13 protein-coding genes and 1 pseudogene are annotated in these 14,647 nt (G+C 70.4%); 7 read left to right on the top strand and 7 right to left on the bottom strand.

The window, feature by feature from the left end:
* Positions 1–1,491: pseudogene (locus tag OG579_RS21040) on the top strand (ABC transporter ATP-binding protein); the annotation flags it as partial.
* A 164-nt stretch (positions 1,492–1,655) separates the two neighbouring features.
* Here the strand turns inward: OG579_RS21040 and OG579_RS21045 are convergent.
* From OG579_RS21045 to OG579_RS21065, 5 genes are all read right to left on the bottom strand, one after another.
* Positions 1,656–2,915 carry a serine/threonine-protein kinase gene (locus tag OG579_RS21045; protein WP_328857533.1) on the bottom strand — a complete coding sequence of 420 codons (1,260 nt, stop codon included), beginning with the start codon at positions 2,913–2,915 and terminating at the stop codon, positions 1,656–1,658.
* Between the two features lie 72 nt (positions 2,916–2,987).
* Positions 2,988–3,878: an RNA polymerase sigma-70 factor gene (locus OG579_RS21050; RefSeq protein WP_328857534.1), complete on the bottom strand. Its 891-nt coding sequence runs from the start codon at positions 3,876–3,878 to the stop codon at positions 2,988–2,990.
* Positions 3,875–5,035, bottom strand: a complete 1,161-nt coding sequence (locus tag OG579_RS21055; RefSeq protein ID WP_328857535.1) for an NAD(P)/FAD-dependent oxidoreductase — start codon at positions 5,033–5,035, stop codon at positions 3,875–3,877. The genes OG579_RS21050 and OG579_RS21055 overlap by 4 nt, the downstream gene beginning before the upstream one ends.
* A gap of 91 nt (positions 5,036–5,126) precedes the next feature.
* Positions 5,127–5,855, bottom strand: coding sequence for a GTP pyrophosphokinase (locus tag OG579_RS21060; protein ID WP_328859310.1), 729 nt, complete (start codon positions 5,853–5,855; stop codon positions 5,127–5,129).
* An 88-nt stretch (positions 5,856–5,943) separates the two neighbouring features.
* Positions 5,944–6,528, bottom strand: a complete 585-nt coding sequence (locus OG579_RS21065) for a helix-turn-helix domain-containing protein (protein ID WP_328857536.1) — start codon at positions 6,526–6,528, stop codon at positions 5,944–5,946.
* A gap of 102 nt (positions 6,529–6,630) precedes the next feature.
* Between OG579_RS21065 and OG579_RS21070 the strand changes: the two genes are divergently transcribed.
* From OG579_RS21070 to OG579_RS21080, 3 genes are all read left to right on the top strand, one after another.
* Complete coding sequence (locus tag OG579_RS21070; RefSeq protein WP_328859311.1) at positions 6,631–7,590, top strand: NAD(P)/FAD-dependent oxidoreductase; 960 nt, start codon at positions 6,631–6,633, stop codon at positions 7,588–7,590.
* A gap of 169 nt (positions 7,591–7,759) precedes the next feature.
* Positions 7,760–8,572 (top strand): hypothetical protein, encoded by an 813-nt coding sequence (locus tag OG579_RS21075; RefSeq protein ID WP_328857537.1) that lies wholly within the window; start codon positions 7,760–7,762, stop codon positions 8,570–8,572.
* Positions 8,573–8,588: 16 nt separating this feature from the next.
* Positions 8,589–10,184 carry a DNA polymerase Y family protein gene (locus OG579_RS21080; RefSeq protein WP_055791418.1) on the top strand — a complete coding sequence of 532 codons (1,596 nt, stop codon included), beginning with the start codon at positions 8,589–8,591 and terminating at the stop codon, positions 10,182–10,184.
* A 16-nt stretch (positions 10,185–10,200) separates the two neighbouring features.
* Here OG579_RS21080 and OG579_RS21085 read toward each other — a convergent pair whose 3' ends face one another.
* A complete protein-coding gene (locus OG579_RS21085) occupies positions 10,201–11,370 on the bottom strand; it encodes a serpin family protein (protein WP_328857538.1) in 1,170 nt (389 codons plus the stop codon).
* 182 nt (positions 11,371–11,552) lie between these two features.
* Positions 11,553–12,629, bottom strand: coding sequence for an alanine racemase (locus tag OG579_RS21090; protein WP_328857539.1), 1,077 nt, complete (start codon positions 12,627–12,629; stop codon positions 11,553–11,555).
* A gap of 161 nt (positions 12,630–12,790) precedes the next feature.
* Between OG579_RS21090 and OG579_RS21095 the strand changes: the two genes are divergently transcribed.
* The 3 genes from OG579_RS21095 to OG579_RS21105 all read left to right on the top strand — a co-directional run bounded on the left by OG579_RS21095 (position 12,791) and on the right by OG579_RS21105 (position 14,629).
* Positions 12,791–13,336, top strand: coding sequence for a hypothetical protein (locus OG579_RS21095; protein WP_328857540.1), 546 nt, complete (start codon positions 12,791–12,793; stop codon positions 13,334–13,336).
* 74 nt (positions 13,337–13,410) lie between these two features.
* Complete coding sequence (locus OG579_RS21100) at positions 13,411–14,118, top strand: cutinase family protein (RefSeq protein WP_328857541.1); 708 nt, start codon at positions 13,411–13,413, stop codon at positions 14,116–14,118.
* Between the two features lie 40 nt (positions 14,119–14,158).
* Positions 14,159–14,629 (top strand): GNAT family N-acetyltransferase, encoded by a 471-nt coding sequence (locus tag OG579_RS21105; RefSeq protein WP_328859312.1) that lies wholly within the window; start codon positions 14,159–14,161, stop codon positions 14,627–14,629.
* The last annotated feature ends 18 nt before the right edge of the window (positions 14,630–14,647 follow it).

Consider the following 14,647-nt stretch of genomic DNA (forward strand, 5'->3'; position numbering starts at 1 on the left):
ATGACCTTCACCGCCGCCCTACGCCGTTTCGGGCCCCTGTTGCGTCCCGATCGCGCCACGATCGGACTGGCCGCACTCCTCCTGTCGGTGGCCGCCGCGTGCGAGATCGCCGCGGTGTTCTTCCTCTCCGACCTGATCGACTCCGCGCTGAGGGCGGAGTCCACCGCCGACTTCGTCGAGTCGGCCGTCATCTGGTTGATCGTCACCGCTGTCGCCGCCGCAGCCGGCTACGTCGGTCTGCTCACCGCGGTGGGTACATCGGAACGCTTCGTGCTGGCATTGCGCACGAAGCTCTATGCGCACATGCAACGGCTGAGTCCCCGCACGCATCGCCGCATCGGGATCGGTGATCTCGTCGCCCGCCACACCGGCGACATCGAGGCCGTCGAACACATGACCGCGTCGGGGCTGTTGCAACTCGCGATCGGGCTCGCCCATGTCGTGGGACTGCTGGTGGTCGCGATCGTCATGAGCTGGCAGGTGTCGACCGTCGCCGTGGCGGCCATCGTTGTCCTGGCGGCGTCGTCGGCGCTGTTCGGTCGGTCCCAGACCGCGGCCACGCGTGCCGAGCGGGTCGCCACCGCCGACATCGGTGTCGCGGTCCACGAGAGCCTGGCCGGCCTCGAGACGACCGTGGCGTACAACCAGCAGGACCGCGAGCAGCACGTCCTGTCCCGTCACGGTCGGTCGTGGCTGGCGGCCCGGATGTCGCAGACCCGCGTGGAGGCGGGCTTCGGTGCCGTCATGAACGTCGGCCAGGTGCTCACGATGTTGGCCGTCGCCGTCGTCGGTGCCTGGCAGATCCGCGCGGGCGCACTCAGTGTCGGTGGTCTCGTCGCTCTCACCGGCTACCTCGGGTACCTCTATCCGAAGGTCCAGGAGATCGCCGAGATCCGCCTCGCGATCGCCTCGTCGGTGGTCAGTGCCGACCGCGTCGCCGAGATCCTCGACATGCCGCCGTCGACCGTCGACGAACCCACCGCCCATGCGCTGCCCACCGTCCGTCCGCGCCTGGAGCTGTCGGGCGTCGCCTTCGGCTTCGATCGGCCGCTGCTCACCGACGCGACGCTGTCGGTGCGTCCCGGAGCGATCGTCGCGCTCGTCGGGGCCAGTGGGTCCGGGAAATCGACTCTGGCGGCGCTGATCACGCGCCTCGAACGCCCCCACGGCGGGACGATCCGAGTCGACGGGAACGACATCGCCTATGCCACAGCGGAATCAGTGCGCAACACGATCACGTTGCTGCCCCAGCAGGTGGTGATCCGCACCGGCACCATCGCCGACAACATCGCCTTCGGGCGACCGGATGCGACCCCCGAACAGATCGCCGACGCCGCGCGCGCGGCCGACGCCCACGGCTTCATCTCGGCCCTGCCACAGGCCTATCAGACGGTGGTGACCGACGGCGGTCTGTCGTTGTCCGGTGGTCAACGTCAGCGGATCGCCATGGCTCGCGCCCTCATCCGCGACACACCGGTCCTCGTCCTCGACGAGCCGACGACCGGTCTCGACGCCGAGTCGGTGCACCGGGTCATCGCGCCGATCCGGCGACAGGCGGCCGGACGGGCCACCCTCATCATCACCCACGACCGCCGCCTCGCGGCGATGGCCGACGAGGTGATCGAGCTGCGCGACGGGGTCACGCGACGCATCGATCAGAAGGCGACGACGACGATGACGAGCAACACCACGAGGAGAACCACCACGGCCACGCCGATCAGGGCGGGTGAGATCGGGCTGACCGGTTCGGGAGTCGGCGGCGGTGGCGTCACCGGAGGAGGTGTGGCCGCCGGTGGTGCGGGGGAGACGGTCGCGCCGGTGATCTCACTGCGGGGACGGCTCGGTGCACCGGTGGGCTGACCGGTCGGACGCGGACCCGTCGATGACGGTGCATGCGACGTCGTCGGGTGTACGCGCGCCGCGGGCAGTCCCGTCTCGGTGCGGGGCGCGCTTCGTGAACCCCGTGTCGTCGAACGTCCTCCGAGACCCCAGATCGGGATGGCGCTGTCGGTGCGCGGCAGTGGAGAGGCGAGCACCGCCGCCGGGTTGCCGCCCGGTCCGGCCGCCACGGCGGCGAGCAGATCGCGAGCCCGGGCCATCGTCGGTCGGTTGCCCGGGCTCGGCTCGAGCATCGCCAGCAGTGCCGGCGTCAGATCACCGGCGCGCACAGGCGGATTGATCTCTCCGCGCGCGACGCGGTGCAGCAGTTTCAGGGAGTCCTCGTCGACACCGAACGGCGGTTCGCCCTCCACCATGGTGAAGACTGTCGCACCCAGCGAGTACACGTCGGAGGCCTCGGTGGGCTCCGCCCCGCGGGCCACCTCGGGCGCGAAATAGGCCGGGGTACCGGTGATCACGCCGGTGTCGGGTCCGGCCGCCTCGTCCTTGGCGCGGGAGATGCCGAAGTCGGAGATCTTCACCGTCCCGGCGTCGCGGCCGGTGTTGGCGATCAGGATGTTGCCGGGCTTGATGTCGCGGTGGACGATGCCGTCGCGGTGCGCGGTCGCCATCGCCGATGCGACCTGGGCGCCGATCTGCGCCGCGTGGCGCATCGACAACGTGCCGGTGGTGTGCAGGATCTGCGCGACGCTGCGCGAGGGCAGGTACTCCATCACCAGCCAGGGCTCGCCGCCGTCGACGGCGATGTCGTGCATGGCGATCGCGTTGCGGTGGGCCAGACGCGCCGCCATCCGTCCCTCCCGCAGGGCGCGGGTACGCACGTCGTCCGCGGACTCCTCGGTGAGCCCCTCGGTCGACACCACCTGCTTGACGGCCACCTCGCGGTCGAGCAGCTGATCACGCGCCAGCCACACCGCACCCATGCCGCCGCCACCCAGCTTCGACCGCAGTCGGTACCGGCCGGCGACGAGCGAGCCGGGGCCCCGGATCTCGCGGGGTGTACGTGGAGCGGTCACGGGAATCGAGGTTAGTGGACGAACTGTGTGCTCGTGCGGATGTACACCTCAATCGACCCGCGGCGTCGGTCCTCAGCGGGCGATCACGTGGGAGGCGGTGACCTCGGCGAGTTTGTCGGGGTTGCGGACGACGTACACCCCGGAGATGGTCGTACCCCTGCTCTCGAGGACGAACACCGAGTCGACGGCGCCGGCGGAGGTGATGATCACCGCGGGTGACCCGTTGTAGCGCGCGGGCTCGAAACCGGGTTCCGGGATCCCCCGCCGGGCGATGCCGACGAGGAAGCGGCTGACGGCATCGGCGCCGTGGATCGGTCGACGGGCCGCGTGGACCTTGCCGCCACCGTCGGAGATCAACACCGCATCGGGCGCCAACATGTCCATCAGCCCCTGGACGTCCCCGGTCATCGCCGCGGTGAGGAACGCGGTGGTGACCTCGGTGACATCACCGTCGGCGTCGAAGCGTCGCCGACGCGACTGCACGTGCGACCGTGCACGATGCGACATCTGACGGACCGCGGCGACCGAACGTCCCACGGCGGCGGCGATCTCGGCGTGGGAGAACCCGAATACCTCCCGCAGCACGAACACCGCCCGCTCGTCGGGACCGAGGGTCTCGAGGACGACCATCATCGCCATCGACACCGACTCGCTCAGCACGACATCGGCCTCGGGGTCACTGTCGTCGAGACGCAGCGGCTCCGGAAGCCACGGCCCGACGTAGTCCTCGCGTCGACGGGATGCCGAACGCAGCGCGTTCAACGATTGGCGCGTGACGATCGCCGCGAGATACGAGCGGTCGGCGTCGACCGTGTCGAGATCGACGTCGGCCCACCGCAGGTAACTCTCCTGCAGGACGTCGTCGGCGTCGGTGGTCGAACCGGTGATCTCGTAGGCGATCGTGAACAGCAGCGGTCGCAGCGCGGTGAAGACCTGCGCGTGATCCCGGACCGGACCGGTCACCGCCGGGGTCCGCGTGTCCAGGAGTACGAGCCGCCCTTGCGGCCCTCGCCGGCGAGCCATCGCACCGTCATACGGCACACCTGCTCCTTCACGAGCCCACCGGCGCGCCCACCGATGTGCACTCGCCGAGGTCGGTCGGATCGATCGGTGAGCACGACGGTGCCGCCGTCGCGGCCCAGACCGATGCACTGCGCCGCGAAGCCCTGGTCGACACGGCGGGGTGGCGTGCCGTCGAGCAGCGCGGTCACCGTGCCCGCGGCCTGCGCCCCCAGCGGCAACGCCGCCTGGCAGCTCATCCGCAGGTCGATGCCGTCGACCACCACAGCGTCCCCGGCCCCGACGACCCCCGGATCGGACACGCTCACCAGGTGGTCGTCGACACGCAGTCGACCGGAGTCGTCGGTTGCCAGCCCGCTGTCGCGGGCGAGTGGGGGAACACCGAATCCCGTTGTCCAGACGGTGATGTCGGCGGCCAGCGTGCGACCGTCGGCGAGAGTGACCTTGCTGTCGGAGACCTCGCTCGCCGTGGTGCCGTCGACGACGTCGACCCCGAGACGTCGCAGGCGCCGCGCGACCGATCGTGCCCCGCTCGCCCCGGCCGTGGGCACCAGACCGCCACCGGCCACCAGCGTCACCGACCCGTGCGGTCGGACCTGTGCCATCTCGGCGGCCACCTCCACACCGGTCAGGCCGCCGCCGACCACCACGATCGCGGCGTCGCGGGGTGCGCCGGCCAGTCGGTCGGCGAGCCGCTGCGCCTCGTCGGCGTCACCCACCCGGTCCGCGAACTCCGCGACGCCGGGAACCGACGACGAGCCGGTCCCGCTGCCGACGGCGTAGATCATCGCGTCGTAGGTCAGTGATCGTTCGCCATCGCCAGCGCCATCGCTATTGCCATCGAGGACGACGCGGCGGGCGGGTCCGTCGATCCGCGTGACGGCGGCCTGGACACGGGTGATCTCCGGATGCAGCAGGGTCGCGAAGTCGAGAGTCGCGGCGCCGGTGCCCGCGGCGAGCTGGTGGAGCCGGATGCGTTCGACGAACTGCGGATGCGGATCGATCAGGGTCACCCGCGCGGCACCGGTCGCCTGCAGTCGGTTGGCGGCCATGCATCCCGCATAGCCGGCCCCGATGACGATCACGTGATGGTCGGTCATGGTCTTCCTCTCGCCGGGTCGGTGGCGACACTTGTCGGCGTCGTCACCCCCTTCAGACACCGGTCGGACCGAGAACGTGACAGGCGCTGGTCTACGGGGTGTTGTCGAACCGGCTGCGCGCGGCCACCCATCGGTGGAGCACGTCGTCGGTCGGCACCACGTCCCCGTCGGGGGAGCGGGTGTCGGAGCCCCGGATCTCCTCGTGCAGGTGTTCCATCGTGGCATCGAGTCGGTGTGCGGTCTCGGCCGCCTCGGCGAGTTCGTCGAGCAGACCGGCGGGCACCACCGTGTCGTACTTGTAATAGATCTTGTGCTCGAGGCTGGCCCAGAAATCCATGGCGATGGTGCGGATCTGGAGTTCCACGGTCACGGTGACCACCCGGTCGCTCATGTTGACCGGGATCGCCAGCAGCGCGTGCAGGCTGCGGTAGCCGTTGGGTTTGGGGCGGGCGATGTAGTCGCGGATCTCGATCACCGTCACGTCGTCCTGGCGGGTCAACATGTCGAGCACGCGGTAGACGTCGGACACGAACGAGGTGGTGACGCGGACCCCGGCGATGTCGGTGATGGCCGCGCGGATGCCGTCGAAGGTCGGCGGGCACTTCTTACGACCGATCTTGTCGAGGATGCTGTCGGGTGACTTCAGTCGCGAGGACAGGTTCTCGATCGGGTTGTAGTCGTGCAGGTGGGTGAGCTCGTCGCGCAGGATGGCGATCTTCGTGTGCACGGTGTCGATGCCGAATTTGTACTCCATCATGAAGCGCGCGAAGTCATCTCGCAGCTGCCGCATGTCGGCCTGCCCCACACCGTCGGGGAACATCTCGGTGGGGATCAGGTCGGGCAGCCGTGGGTTCGAGACTGTGATGTCCGATTCGGTCACGCCACGACTGTACGTATCGCCAGGGGAGTCAGTCATCGGTGCGCACGTGCGCGCGCTCGCCCTGCTTGCCGAACAGCATGAGCACCTCGGCCGGGCCCCGATCGGTGGTACCGATCCAGTGCGGTAGGTGGGTGTCGAATTCGGCGGCCTCACCGGGAGCGAGTTCGAGGTCGCGGTCGCCGAGGACGAGGCGTACGCGGCCGTCGAGCACATAGAGCCACTCATAGCCCTCGTGCGATCCGGTGGTCACGCGGTCGCCGGGGCGTGCGGTCGGGATCACCACCTTGTAGGCCTGCAGTCCGCCGGCTCGACGGGTCAGCGGGAGGTAGGTCCGGCCGTGTCGGTCGATGGGCCGCAACGTGATCCGCGGATCCCCGGTCTCGGGCGCCCCCACCAGATCGTCGAGGGCGACGCGGTACTCGCGCGCGAGGGGGAGCAGCTGCTCGAGCGTCGGCTTGCGCTGGCCGGATTCCAGTCGCGAGAGGGTGCTGACCGAGATCCCGGTCGCGTCGGAGACCTCGGTGAGGGTGGCCTCGCGCCGGGTGCGGAGCGTGCGCAGCCGTGGTCCGACGGCGGCGAGCACGGAGTCGGTGTCGGTGATCGGATCGGTCATTCGCTCACTTTGCCATATCGGCAAGAATGTTTGCCAGTATCCGCGGTGGGGTTGCAGTGTGGTTCTCACAACCGATGACCGGAGGAGAACGTGGTGGACGAGATGGTGGATGTGGCCGTGATCGGCGGCGGGGCAGCAGGGTTGGCGGCGGGGGTGACCGCGAGTCGGTCACGTCGATCGGTGCTGGTGATCGACGCGGGATCGCCACGCAACGCCACCGCCGCCGGGGCGCACAACGTCCTCACCCGCGAGGGGATCTCACCAACCGAGTTGGGGTCGCTCGGCCGTGCCGAGGTGGAGCACTACGGCGGTGTGGTCGTCAGCGGGACCGCGGTGCGCGTCGACGGCGGCATCGGGGACTTCACGGTGGTCCTCGACGACGGACGCACGGTGCGGGCTCGGCGGATCGTGATCGCCGCCGGCGTCGCCGACGACCTGCCCGACATCCCGGGCCTGCGCGAGCGCTGGGGGCGCGACGTCCTGCACTGCCCGTTCTGTCACGGGTGGGAGGTGCGTGATCAGGCCATCGTCATCATCGCGACCGGGTCGACGTCGGCGCATCAGGCGCAGATGTTCCGTCAGTTGAGCGAGAACGTCACGATCGCCCGCAACACCGCACCCGAGTTCGACGCCGAGACCCTCGAGCAGCTCACGGCCCGCGGCATCCGCGTCGTCGACGGGGCCGTGGCAGAGGTGGTGGTGGTCGACGACCGGCTGGTCGGGGTGCGCCTGGCGTCGGGTGAGGTGATCGACTGCGACGCCGCGGTCGTCGCGACCACGGGTCGCGTGTTCGGTGCGGTGGTCGAGTCGCTCGGTCTCGCGGTGTCGGAGGTCCGCTTCGGCGACCATCTGATGGCCACGGCGATCGACACCGACCCGATGGGCGCGACCACCGTTCCCGGCGTCTTCGCCGCGGGCAACGTCGCCGACGCCCGTGCGACGGTGATCGCCTCGGCCGCGGCGGGGGTCAACGTCGCGATGGGCGTGCACGCGAGCCTCATGGCCGACGACATCGCCGGCGCGCTGGCCGCGCATCGGGAACGGTCCGGCGCGGCCGTCTGAGAGGTCGTACCCGATCGGCGCACTGCCGATTGACGGTTGTCGGACCCCGCACCTACGATCAGAATCGAAAACCTGTTCGAACGGTCGTGAGTGTTCGCACCTTCCCTGCGCACACCTTCCCCGCGACTCCCATGAGGTGTTGAGGCTCGAGGTGTTGAGGAATGGTGCGATGACGTCTGTAGACGTGAGGGAAGCCGACAAGCGGGTCGCGGACACGCTGGCGGAATTGCGCAAGAAGCTCGCCACGGTCTCGTCGACCAAGGCGAAACCCGTTGTCCCGCAGAACCAGAGAACGGTCACGGTCGCCGCCTCGGAGCAGGTCGACAAAGAGATGCTGCCGATCCCGGCCCCACTCGCGCAGATCATGCCCGGTGGGGGCCTCGCGCGGGGATCGGTGGTCGCGGTCGACGGCGCGCGGTCGGTGCTGGTCTCGATCATCGCCGAGATCACCGCCTCGGGCGGATACGTGGCGGTGATCGGCCTGCCCCACCTGAGCCTGCACGCGGTGGAGGAGATGGGCGGCGACCTGGCGCACGTGGCGGTGGTGTCCGGACAGGGCGATCCGGGGGTCTTCGACCCCGTGGAGGTGGCCGCGGTGTTGCTCGACGGGCTCGATCTGGTGGTGGTCGGTCTGGGCGGGGTGTCGGTGCCGCCGTCGCGGGCGCGGGCGGTGATGGCCCGGGCTCGGGCCAAGGGGTCGACGCTGATGGTGACCGACGGACGGTGGTCGGGTGTGCAGGCGACGCTCAGCGCCCAGGTCGCCGATTATCGGCACCTGCCGTTCCGGGCGGCCGGGCACGGTCGGATCTCCGGGTTGTCGTTGTCGGTGCAGGCGCGTGGTCGCGGTACGCGGGTGACCGAGACCCGGATCGATGTGGTGCACGCCGACGATCGGGTCCGGTTGGTCGCCGCACGCCCGGTCGGCGCCGTCGCCGCCCCGGTCACCGCCACCGGTGGACTCACGATCGCCCATGCGAACTGATGTCAGGGGCGAACTGATGACGTCCGCACCCGCGGGGAGGCCCCGACGCACTCTGGCGCTGTGGTGTCCGGACTGGCCCGCGGTGGCCGCCGCGGCCGACGCCGACATCTCCCCGGACGAACCGGTCGCGGTGATCTCGGCCAACCGCGTGGTCACCTGTTCGGCGACCGCGCGGGCGGCCGGGGTGCGCCGCGGGATGCGCAAGAGGGAATCGCAGGCGCGCTGTCCCTCCCTGCACGTGATGACCGCCGATCCCGGGCGTGACGGCCGACTCTTCGAGCCGCTGGTGGCTGCGGTGGCCGAGGTGATCCCCATCGTGGAGGTGTTGCGACCGGGTCTCATGCTGCTCCCCGCCGCGGGCGCGGCCCGGTACTTCGGGGGCGAGGAGGTGGCGGCGGAGAAACTCATCGACGTCGTATCCGTCTGCGGTACGGAGTCGTTCACCGGGATCGCCGACGAGCTGTTCACCGCCGTGGTGGCCGCGCGGCACGGTCAGATCGTGCCCGCCGGCGGTGACGTCGATTTCCTCGCACCGCTGTCGATCGCGGAGCTCGGAGCCGAGCCCAGCCTGTGCGGCGACGACCGGGACCACCTCATCGATCTGCTGTGGCGGTTGGGTGTGCGCACGATGGGCGCCTTCGCGGCGTTGTCGGTGACCGACGTCGCGACGCGCTTCGGTGCCGACGCCGTCGTCGCCCACCGGGCCACCCGTGCCGAGGCCGGCCGGTCGGCGTCGGGTCGCCTGCCCAGCACCGACGTCGTCATCGACCACGAGTGCGATCCGCCGATCGACCGGGTCGACGCCGCGGCGTTCGTCGGTCGCCGACTGGCCGATGAACTGCACCGTGCGCTGATGGCGGCGTCGGTGGCCTGCACCCGACTCACCGTCCACGCCTCCACCACCGGTGGGCAGCACTCGTCACGCACCTGGCGATGCGCCGAGCCGTTGACCCCGGAGGCCACCGCCGACCGCATCCGATGGCAGCTCGACGGATGGCTCAGCGGGAAGGATTCCGGCAACCGCCCGGACTCACCGATCTCCCGTCTGCGGCTGGAGCCGGTGGAACTCGTCGACTCCGGTGCCCTGCAGTTCGGCTTCCGCGGGGCGGGGATCCCCGGCGGCGACGGCGAGGTGGCCGATCGGGCCCGTCGGGCACTGGTGCGCGTGCAGGGTCTCCTCGGTGGTGAGGCCGTCCGTGTCCCGGTGCGCAGCGGCGGACGCGGTGTGGCCGAACGGATCACGCTCATCCCGCTGGGGGACGAGCTGACACCGGCGTCCGACCCCGACGCCCCCTGGCCGGGGCGGATCCCCGAACCGGCGCCGGCGGTGGTGCTCAGTGCGCCGGTGACGGTGCGCGATTGCAACGACGACCCCGTGCAGGTCACCCGCCGCGGGATGTTCAGCGCCGAACCGACCACGGTCACCTGGGGATCGCGGAGCTGGGATCTGCTCTGGTGGGCCGGTCCGTGGCCGGCCGACGAACGCTGGTGGGCCGCCCCCGGTGAACAGGTGGGCACCCACGCGAGAGCGCAGGTGCTGCTGAACGATTCGCGCGCCCTGCTGCTGCGATACCAGCAGCAGGGATGGACGGTCGAAGGCGTCTACGAGTGAGCCGCGGTGTGCACTTCTACGAGGCGGACGGGTCGTTCATGGTGCCGAGGAACACCGGCAGACCCGTTGCGGTGTCGACGATCTGGTAGACGAACGCCCGATCAGCGGTGAAGGTGACCGTCGGAGGTTGCGGAACACCGGTGATGGTCGTGACGCCGGTGGCCGCCGCGGCGACGGTGCCCCGTTCGCCGATGGTGATGACGCCGGCCTGCGCGGCGCCGCTGACCACCGCACCGGGTGCGATGCCGTCGAGCGACCCCGGTGCGAAGATCCGCCCCATCCCGAGCGCGCGCAACACCGGGCCGAGATCGATCGACGCCTCGGTCTTCCAGCGCGGCACCGTCACCTCCACACCCGGTGTCGGCGTCGCCGCGCGCAGGGCCCCCGACACCGACGCCAACACGGTGTCGGACAACACCGATCGCGTCGTGGCACCGGACGCCGGCAGGATCACCTGCATCGCCAGACCGGCACCGGCATACGGGAGTTCGGCGGCAGTCCACCCGGGCCCGTTCGCCAGACGGGTCGAGAAGGTCCCACCCATCAGCGGCGCCGACACGGTACGACCCGTCGCCGTGGTGAACGGCTCGTCACGCGTCGCGTCCGGACTGAACGGCGACGCCCAGGCGGCCGCCAGATAGACGGTGGTCAGCAGCGCGAGGTCGGTGTCGGAGCCGATCGGCACCGGTGCACGGGTGATCTGCCCGCCGGTGTTGACCGCCACCCACTCGTTCACCGCCTCCTGTGCCTGCGGTGTCGCGAAGTCCAGGGGATAGACACCGGAGTCGAAATAGCGTGCGAGATCGGTGAGATACGCCCGACGTGGCGGATGTGACCGCGCGATGAACGCGCCCGCACCCTGCTGATACACCGGGGGACTGGGCGGGTTGTCCACATCCACCGTGCCGGGATCGCCACCGATTGCACCGAGCTGACCCAACAGCGCCGCGATCGCCTCCGGACGGCTCGTGCCGAGCACACGGTCGATCTCCGCGGCCCCGGTGTCGTCGGCACCGGCCCGCACCATCCCGATCGCCGTCACCGCGCTCCACGGGGAGACGACGGTGTTCGGCGACCCCGTCGACGACGATGCCGACGCCATCGCGACGCCGACGCGCCGGACCCCGTCGACCAACGCCTCGGTGGCCGCGCGCTCGGTGTCGATGCCGATCTGTGCGAATGTCACACTCGGTGCCTTACTCAGTTGTGCCGTGTCGGGTGGCACCGCATCGGTGGCACACCCGCTGAACAGCAGGACCGTAGCCACGGCCACCGACACGGCCGTCCGTCGTCGAGAGGCGATGGAGCTCACGAGTTCGCTCCGGCATCCTGGGGAGCTCACGAGTTCGCTCCGGCATCCTGGGGAGCTCACGAGTTCGCTCCGCGAGCGAGGAGGGGCCATCGCCCGACCTCGCCCGCATCGGTCACCGCGACGAGGTCGTCGACGAGATTGACCGTGATGCACACATGGTTCGGCACCACCCGGACCACCGATCCGGCGTCGGGGAGCCGACCCTCGCTCACCACGGTCGCGTGGTGCTCGGACAGCGCGACGATGCGTGCGTCGGGAAGGTCGGGGAGCAGTCCGAAACCCGGTACCCAGTCGGGCTTCTCGGAACCCAGGATCTTGCTCCCGCAGTCGAGAACGGCGCGCCCCGGCTCACGACGGATGACCGTGGCGGCCACCGACAACGACACGTCGTCGAGTCCCGCGCGCCCCAACGCCACCTGCTGGGCGTCGTTGAACGGGTACACACCCGGACGGACCTCCGTCAGGACATCGGGATGGGCGAACTCGACCGTCGGCGTGGAACCGCCGCTGCGGACGATCGGATCGACCCCCACCGACGCCAACGCATCGGCGGCGTCGGAGATGGCCCGGGCCTCCTGATGCGCAGCGGTCTCGCGCCCGGCGGGGGAGTAGCCGTGGCCCGGGAACGTGAACACACCCACCACCCGCAGACCGTGCGCAACAGCCTGTGCAGCAACGATTCCGGCGTCGGCCGGGGCGGTACCCGTGCGATGCTGACCACTGTCGACCTCGACGAGCACCTCGACCGATTCGCGGGCGTCGCCGAGTGCCTGCGCCATCGCGATCGCACCGGCCACCGAGTCGACCGCCACCCGCAACGAGGCGTCGTGTGCCACCGACCGCAACCGCTCGGCCTTCGACGCGGTGAGCCACAGGGGATAGGCGATGAAGAGGTCGTCGAAGCCCGCAGCGGCGAACGCCTGCGCCTCACCGATCGTCGCGACGGTCAACCCGACGGCGCCGGAGGCGATCTGGCGCCGTGCGATGTCGGCGCACTTGTGGGTCTTGGCGTGGGGCCGGAGCGCGAGTCCCTGAGCGGCGACGCGCGTCGCCGTGGTCGCGATGTTCGCCTCGAGCACGCCGGTGTCGACGCGGACGTACGGGGTGTCGGCGAGAGGGGGTCGGGTCGGCATCACCGAGGACTCTACGACCCGATCCTGCCGCCGAGCGGACACCTGACCAGTTGTTTCCGATCGGTAACGATTGCCGTACGCCTGTTCTCGTATTCGGTACGTATGCGTACCGTGAGGGTCCCAGGTCGCGCACAGGGCGCGGCCCACCACGGAGGTCTGACATGCGTCTGCCCCGCGTTCTCGGCACGATGGTCGCCGCTCTGCTGGTCGCCGCCGCGGGTTCGGCCGCCGCGGTCGGCTCAGCCCACGCCGATCCGGTGGAACCCGTCTCACGACTCATCGCCGCAGGCGTCCCGGTCGATGTCGCGGTGCTGGTCCCGTTCGCGGCCCCCGCCGCGGCAACCGCAACCGTTCCGTTGTCCTCGGGCGGGTTCCCCGGAGTCGGGCTCGACGCGGTCATCGATCGCCAGGCCGGCACCGTCACCGTCATCCAGCGCTGGCTCGACTACCAGCCGTCGCGGCTCACCGTGGGGTGGGTCAACCTCGCCAACGGTCGGTCGGGCGTCTCGACGTTCTCCCGCACGCTGCCGGGGAAGGTGCCCGGGACCTCGTACCCGACGCTCGATCGGGCGGCCCTGCTGCGGACGGGAACCGGTCCGGTGGCGATCGTCGTCTACGGCGAGGTCCCGGGAACCGTGGCCCTCATCGGACTGTCCTCGGAGGCATACGGATACCTCACCCCGATCGTGCGGCTGCTCCAGGTGTGAGGCGGTGCAAGCGACGAACCGGACTTCGGGCAAGCACATCACCCGGGACGGGTCGCGGCGGTTACGCTGTGCGCATGCTCAAACGATCCTTCATGGCCATCCTGTGCGGCGTGATCGCCGCGGTCGGCCTGTCGGCGACCACCACCGTCACCGCTGCCTCCGCCGCGCCGTCGTGCGCGAACGTCGAGGTGCTCTTCGCCCGCGGTACCGCCGAGCCCGCGCCCCCGGTCGGACTGACCGGTCTGTCGTTCGGGCAGGCCCTTCGCGGTGCGTTGCCCGGTAAGTCGGTCGTGGTGCGCGGGGTGAACTACCCGGCGAGCGCGAACTTCCGCGACCGGATCGGCCTCGCGCAGACGGTGATCAACGGCGTGAAGGACACCCAGAACCGCATCACGTTCCTCGCCCGCACCTGCCCGCAGACCCGCATCGTCCTCGGCGGGTACTCCCAGGGCGCGGTCGTGGCGGGCTATGCGATCGCTCCTCGCGTTACGCTGCCCGCGCAGTACCGCGGCTCTGCGCCGACTCCGCTGCCGGCGTCGGTGGCCCGCAACGTCGCCGCGGTCGTGCTGTTCGCGCCGCCGAGTGCCCGTTTCCTCCGGGACGCCCAGGCGCCTGCGATCGAGGTCGGCCCGCTGTACCAGGGCAAGACGATCCGCTACTGCATCGCCGGCGACACCATCTGCAACGGCGCGCCCCTGGGCCAGCCGAACGGTCTGCACGTGCTCTACGCGGTCAACGGCGACACGGTGAACGCCGCCGGTCGCGTCGCCGCACGCATCTGACGCGGAACCGGTGCACCCGCGGGTTCTCTCCGACGGGTCGGTGATCCGCGCCGCGCAGCCCGGTGACGAGGCGGGCCTGCTGGCCGCGATCACCGCCCTCGCGGAGTACGAGCGCGAGCCCGACGCGGTCGACAACTCCGTCGACGCGCTGACCGCGGCACTGTTTGGCGACGACCCCGCGGTGTTCGCCCATGTCGCCGAACGCGACGGCGCCGTGGTGGGGATCGCGATCTGGTTCGTCACCTACTCCACGTGGACCGGGCGTCACGGCATCTGGCTCGAGGACCTGTTCGTGTACGAATCCGAGCGGGGACGCGGGTACGGCGTGGCCCTGCTGGCGTCGCTCGCCGCGGTGTGTGTGAACCGCGGATACGCGCGGCTGGAGTGGACGGTCCTCGACTGGAACGCGCCGAGCATCGCGTTCTACCGCTCGCTCGGTGCGCGCCCGATGGACGAGTGGACCACGCAGCGGCTGGTCGGGGACGACCTCGCCGCCCTCGCCGACCGCTGAGGCCGGCACGCGGATTCG

The organism is Williamsia herbipolensis (assembly GCF_036153515.1).
Taxonomy (GTDB): domain Bacteria; phylum Actinomycetota; class Actinomycetes; order Mycobacteriales; family Mycobacteriaceae; genus Williamsia_A; species Williamsia_A herbipolensis.

Coding starts and splice junctions, on each gene's coding strand:
- OG579_RS21075 (WP_328857537.1), top strand. CDS start 7,760: ATGACGTCTGTAGACGTGAGGGAAGCCGACAAGCGGGTCGCGGACACG.
- OG579_RS21095 (WP_328857540.1), top strand. CDS start 12,791: ATGCGTCTGCCCCGCGTTCTCGGCACGATGGTCGCCGCTCTGCTGGTC.
- OG579_RS21080 (WP_055791418.1), top strand. CDS start 8,589: ATGACGTCCGCACCCGCGGGGAGGCCCCGACGCACTCTGGCGCTGTGG.
- OG579_RS21090 (WP_328857539.1), bottom strand. CDS start 12,629: ATGCCGACCCGACCCCCTCTCGCCGACACCCCGTACGTCCGCGTCGAC.
- OG579_RS21065 (WP_328857536.1), bottom strand. CDS start 6,528: ATGACCGATCCGATCACCGACACCGACTCCGTGCTCGCCGCCGTCGGA.
- OG579_RS21100 (WP_328857541.1), top strand. CDS start 13,411: ATGCTCAAACGATCCTTCATGGCCATCCTGTGCGGCGTGATCGCCGCG.
- OG579_RS21060 (WP_328859310.1), bottom strand. CDS start 5,855: ATGTTCCCCGACGGTGTGGGGCAGGCCGACATGCGGCAGCTGCGAGAT.
- OG579_RS21055 (WP_328857535.1), bottom strand. CDS start 5,035: ATGACCGACCATCACGTGATCGTCATCGGGGCCGGCTATGCGGGATGC.
- OG579_RS21070 (WP_328859311.1), top strand. CDS start 6,631: ATGGTGGATGTGGCCGTGATCGGCGGCGGGGCAGCAGGGTTGGCGGCG.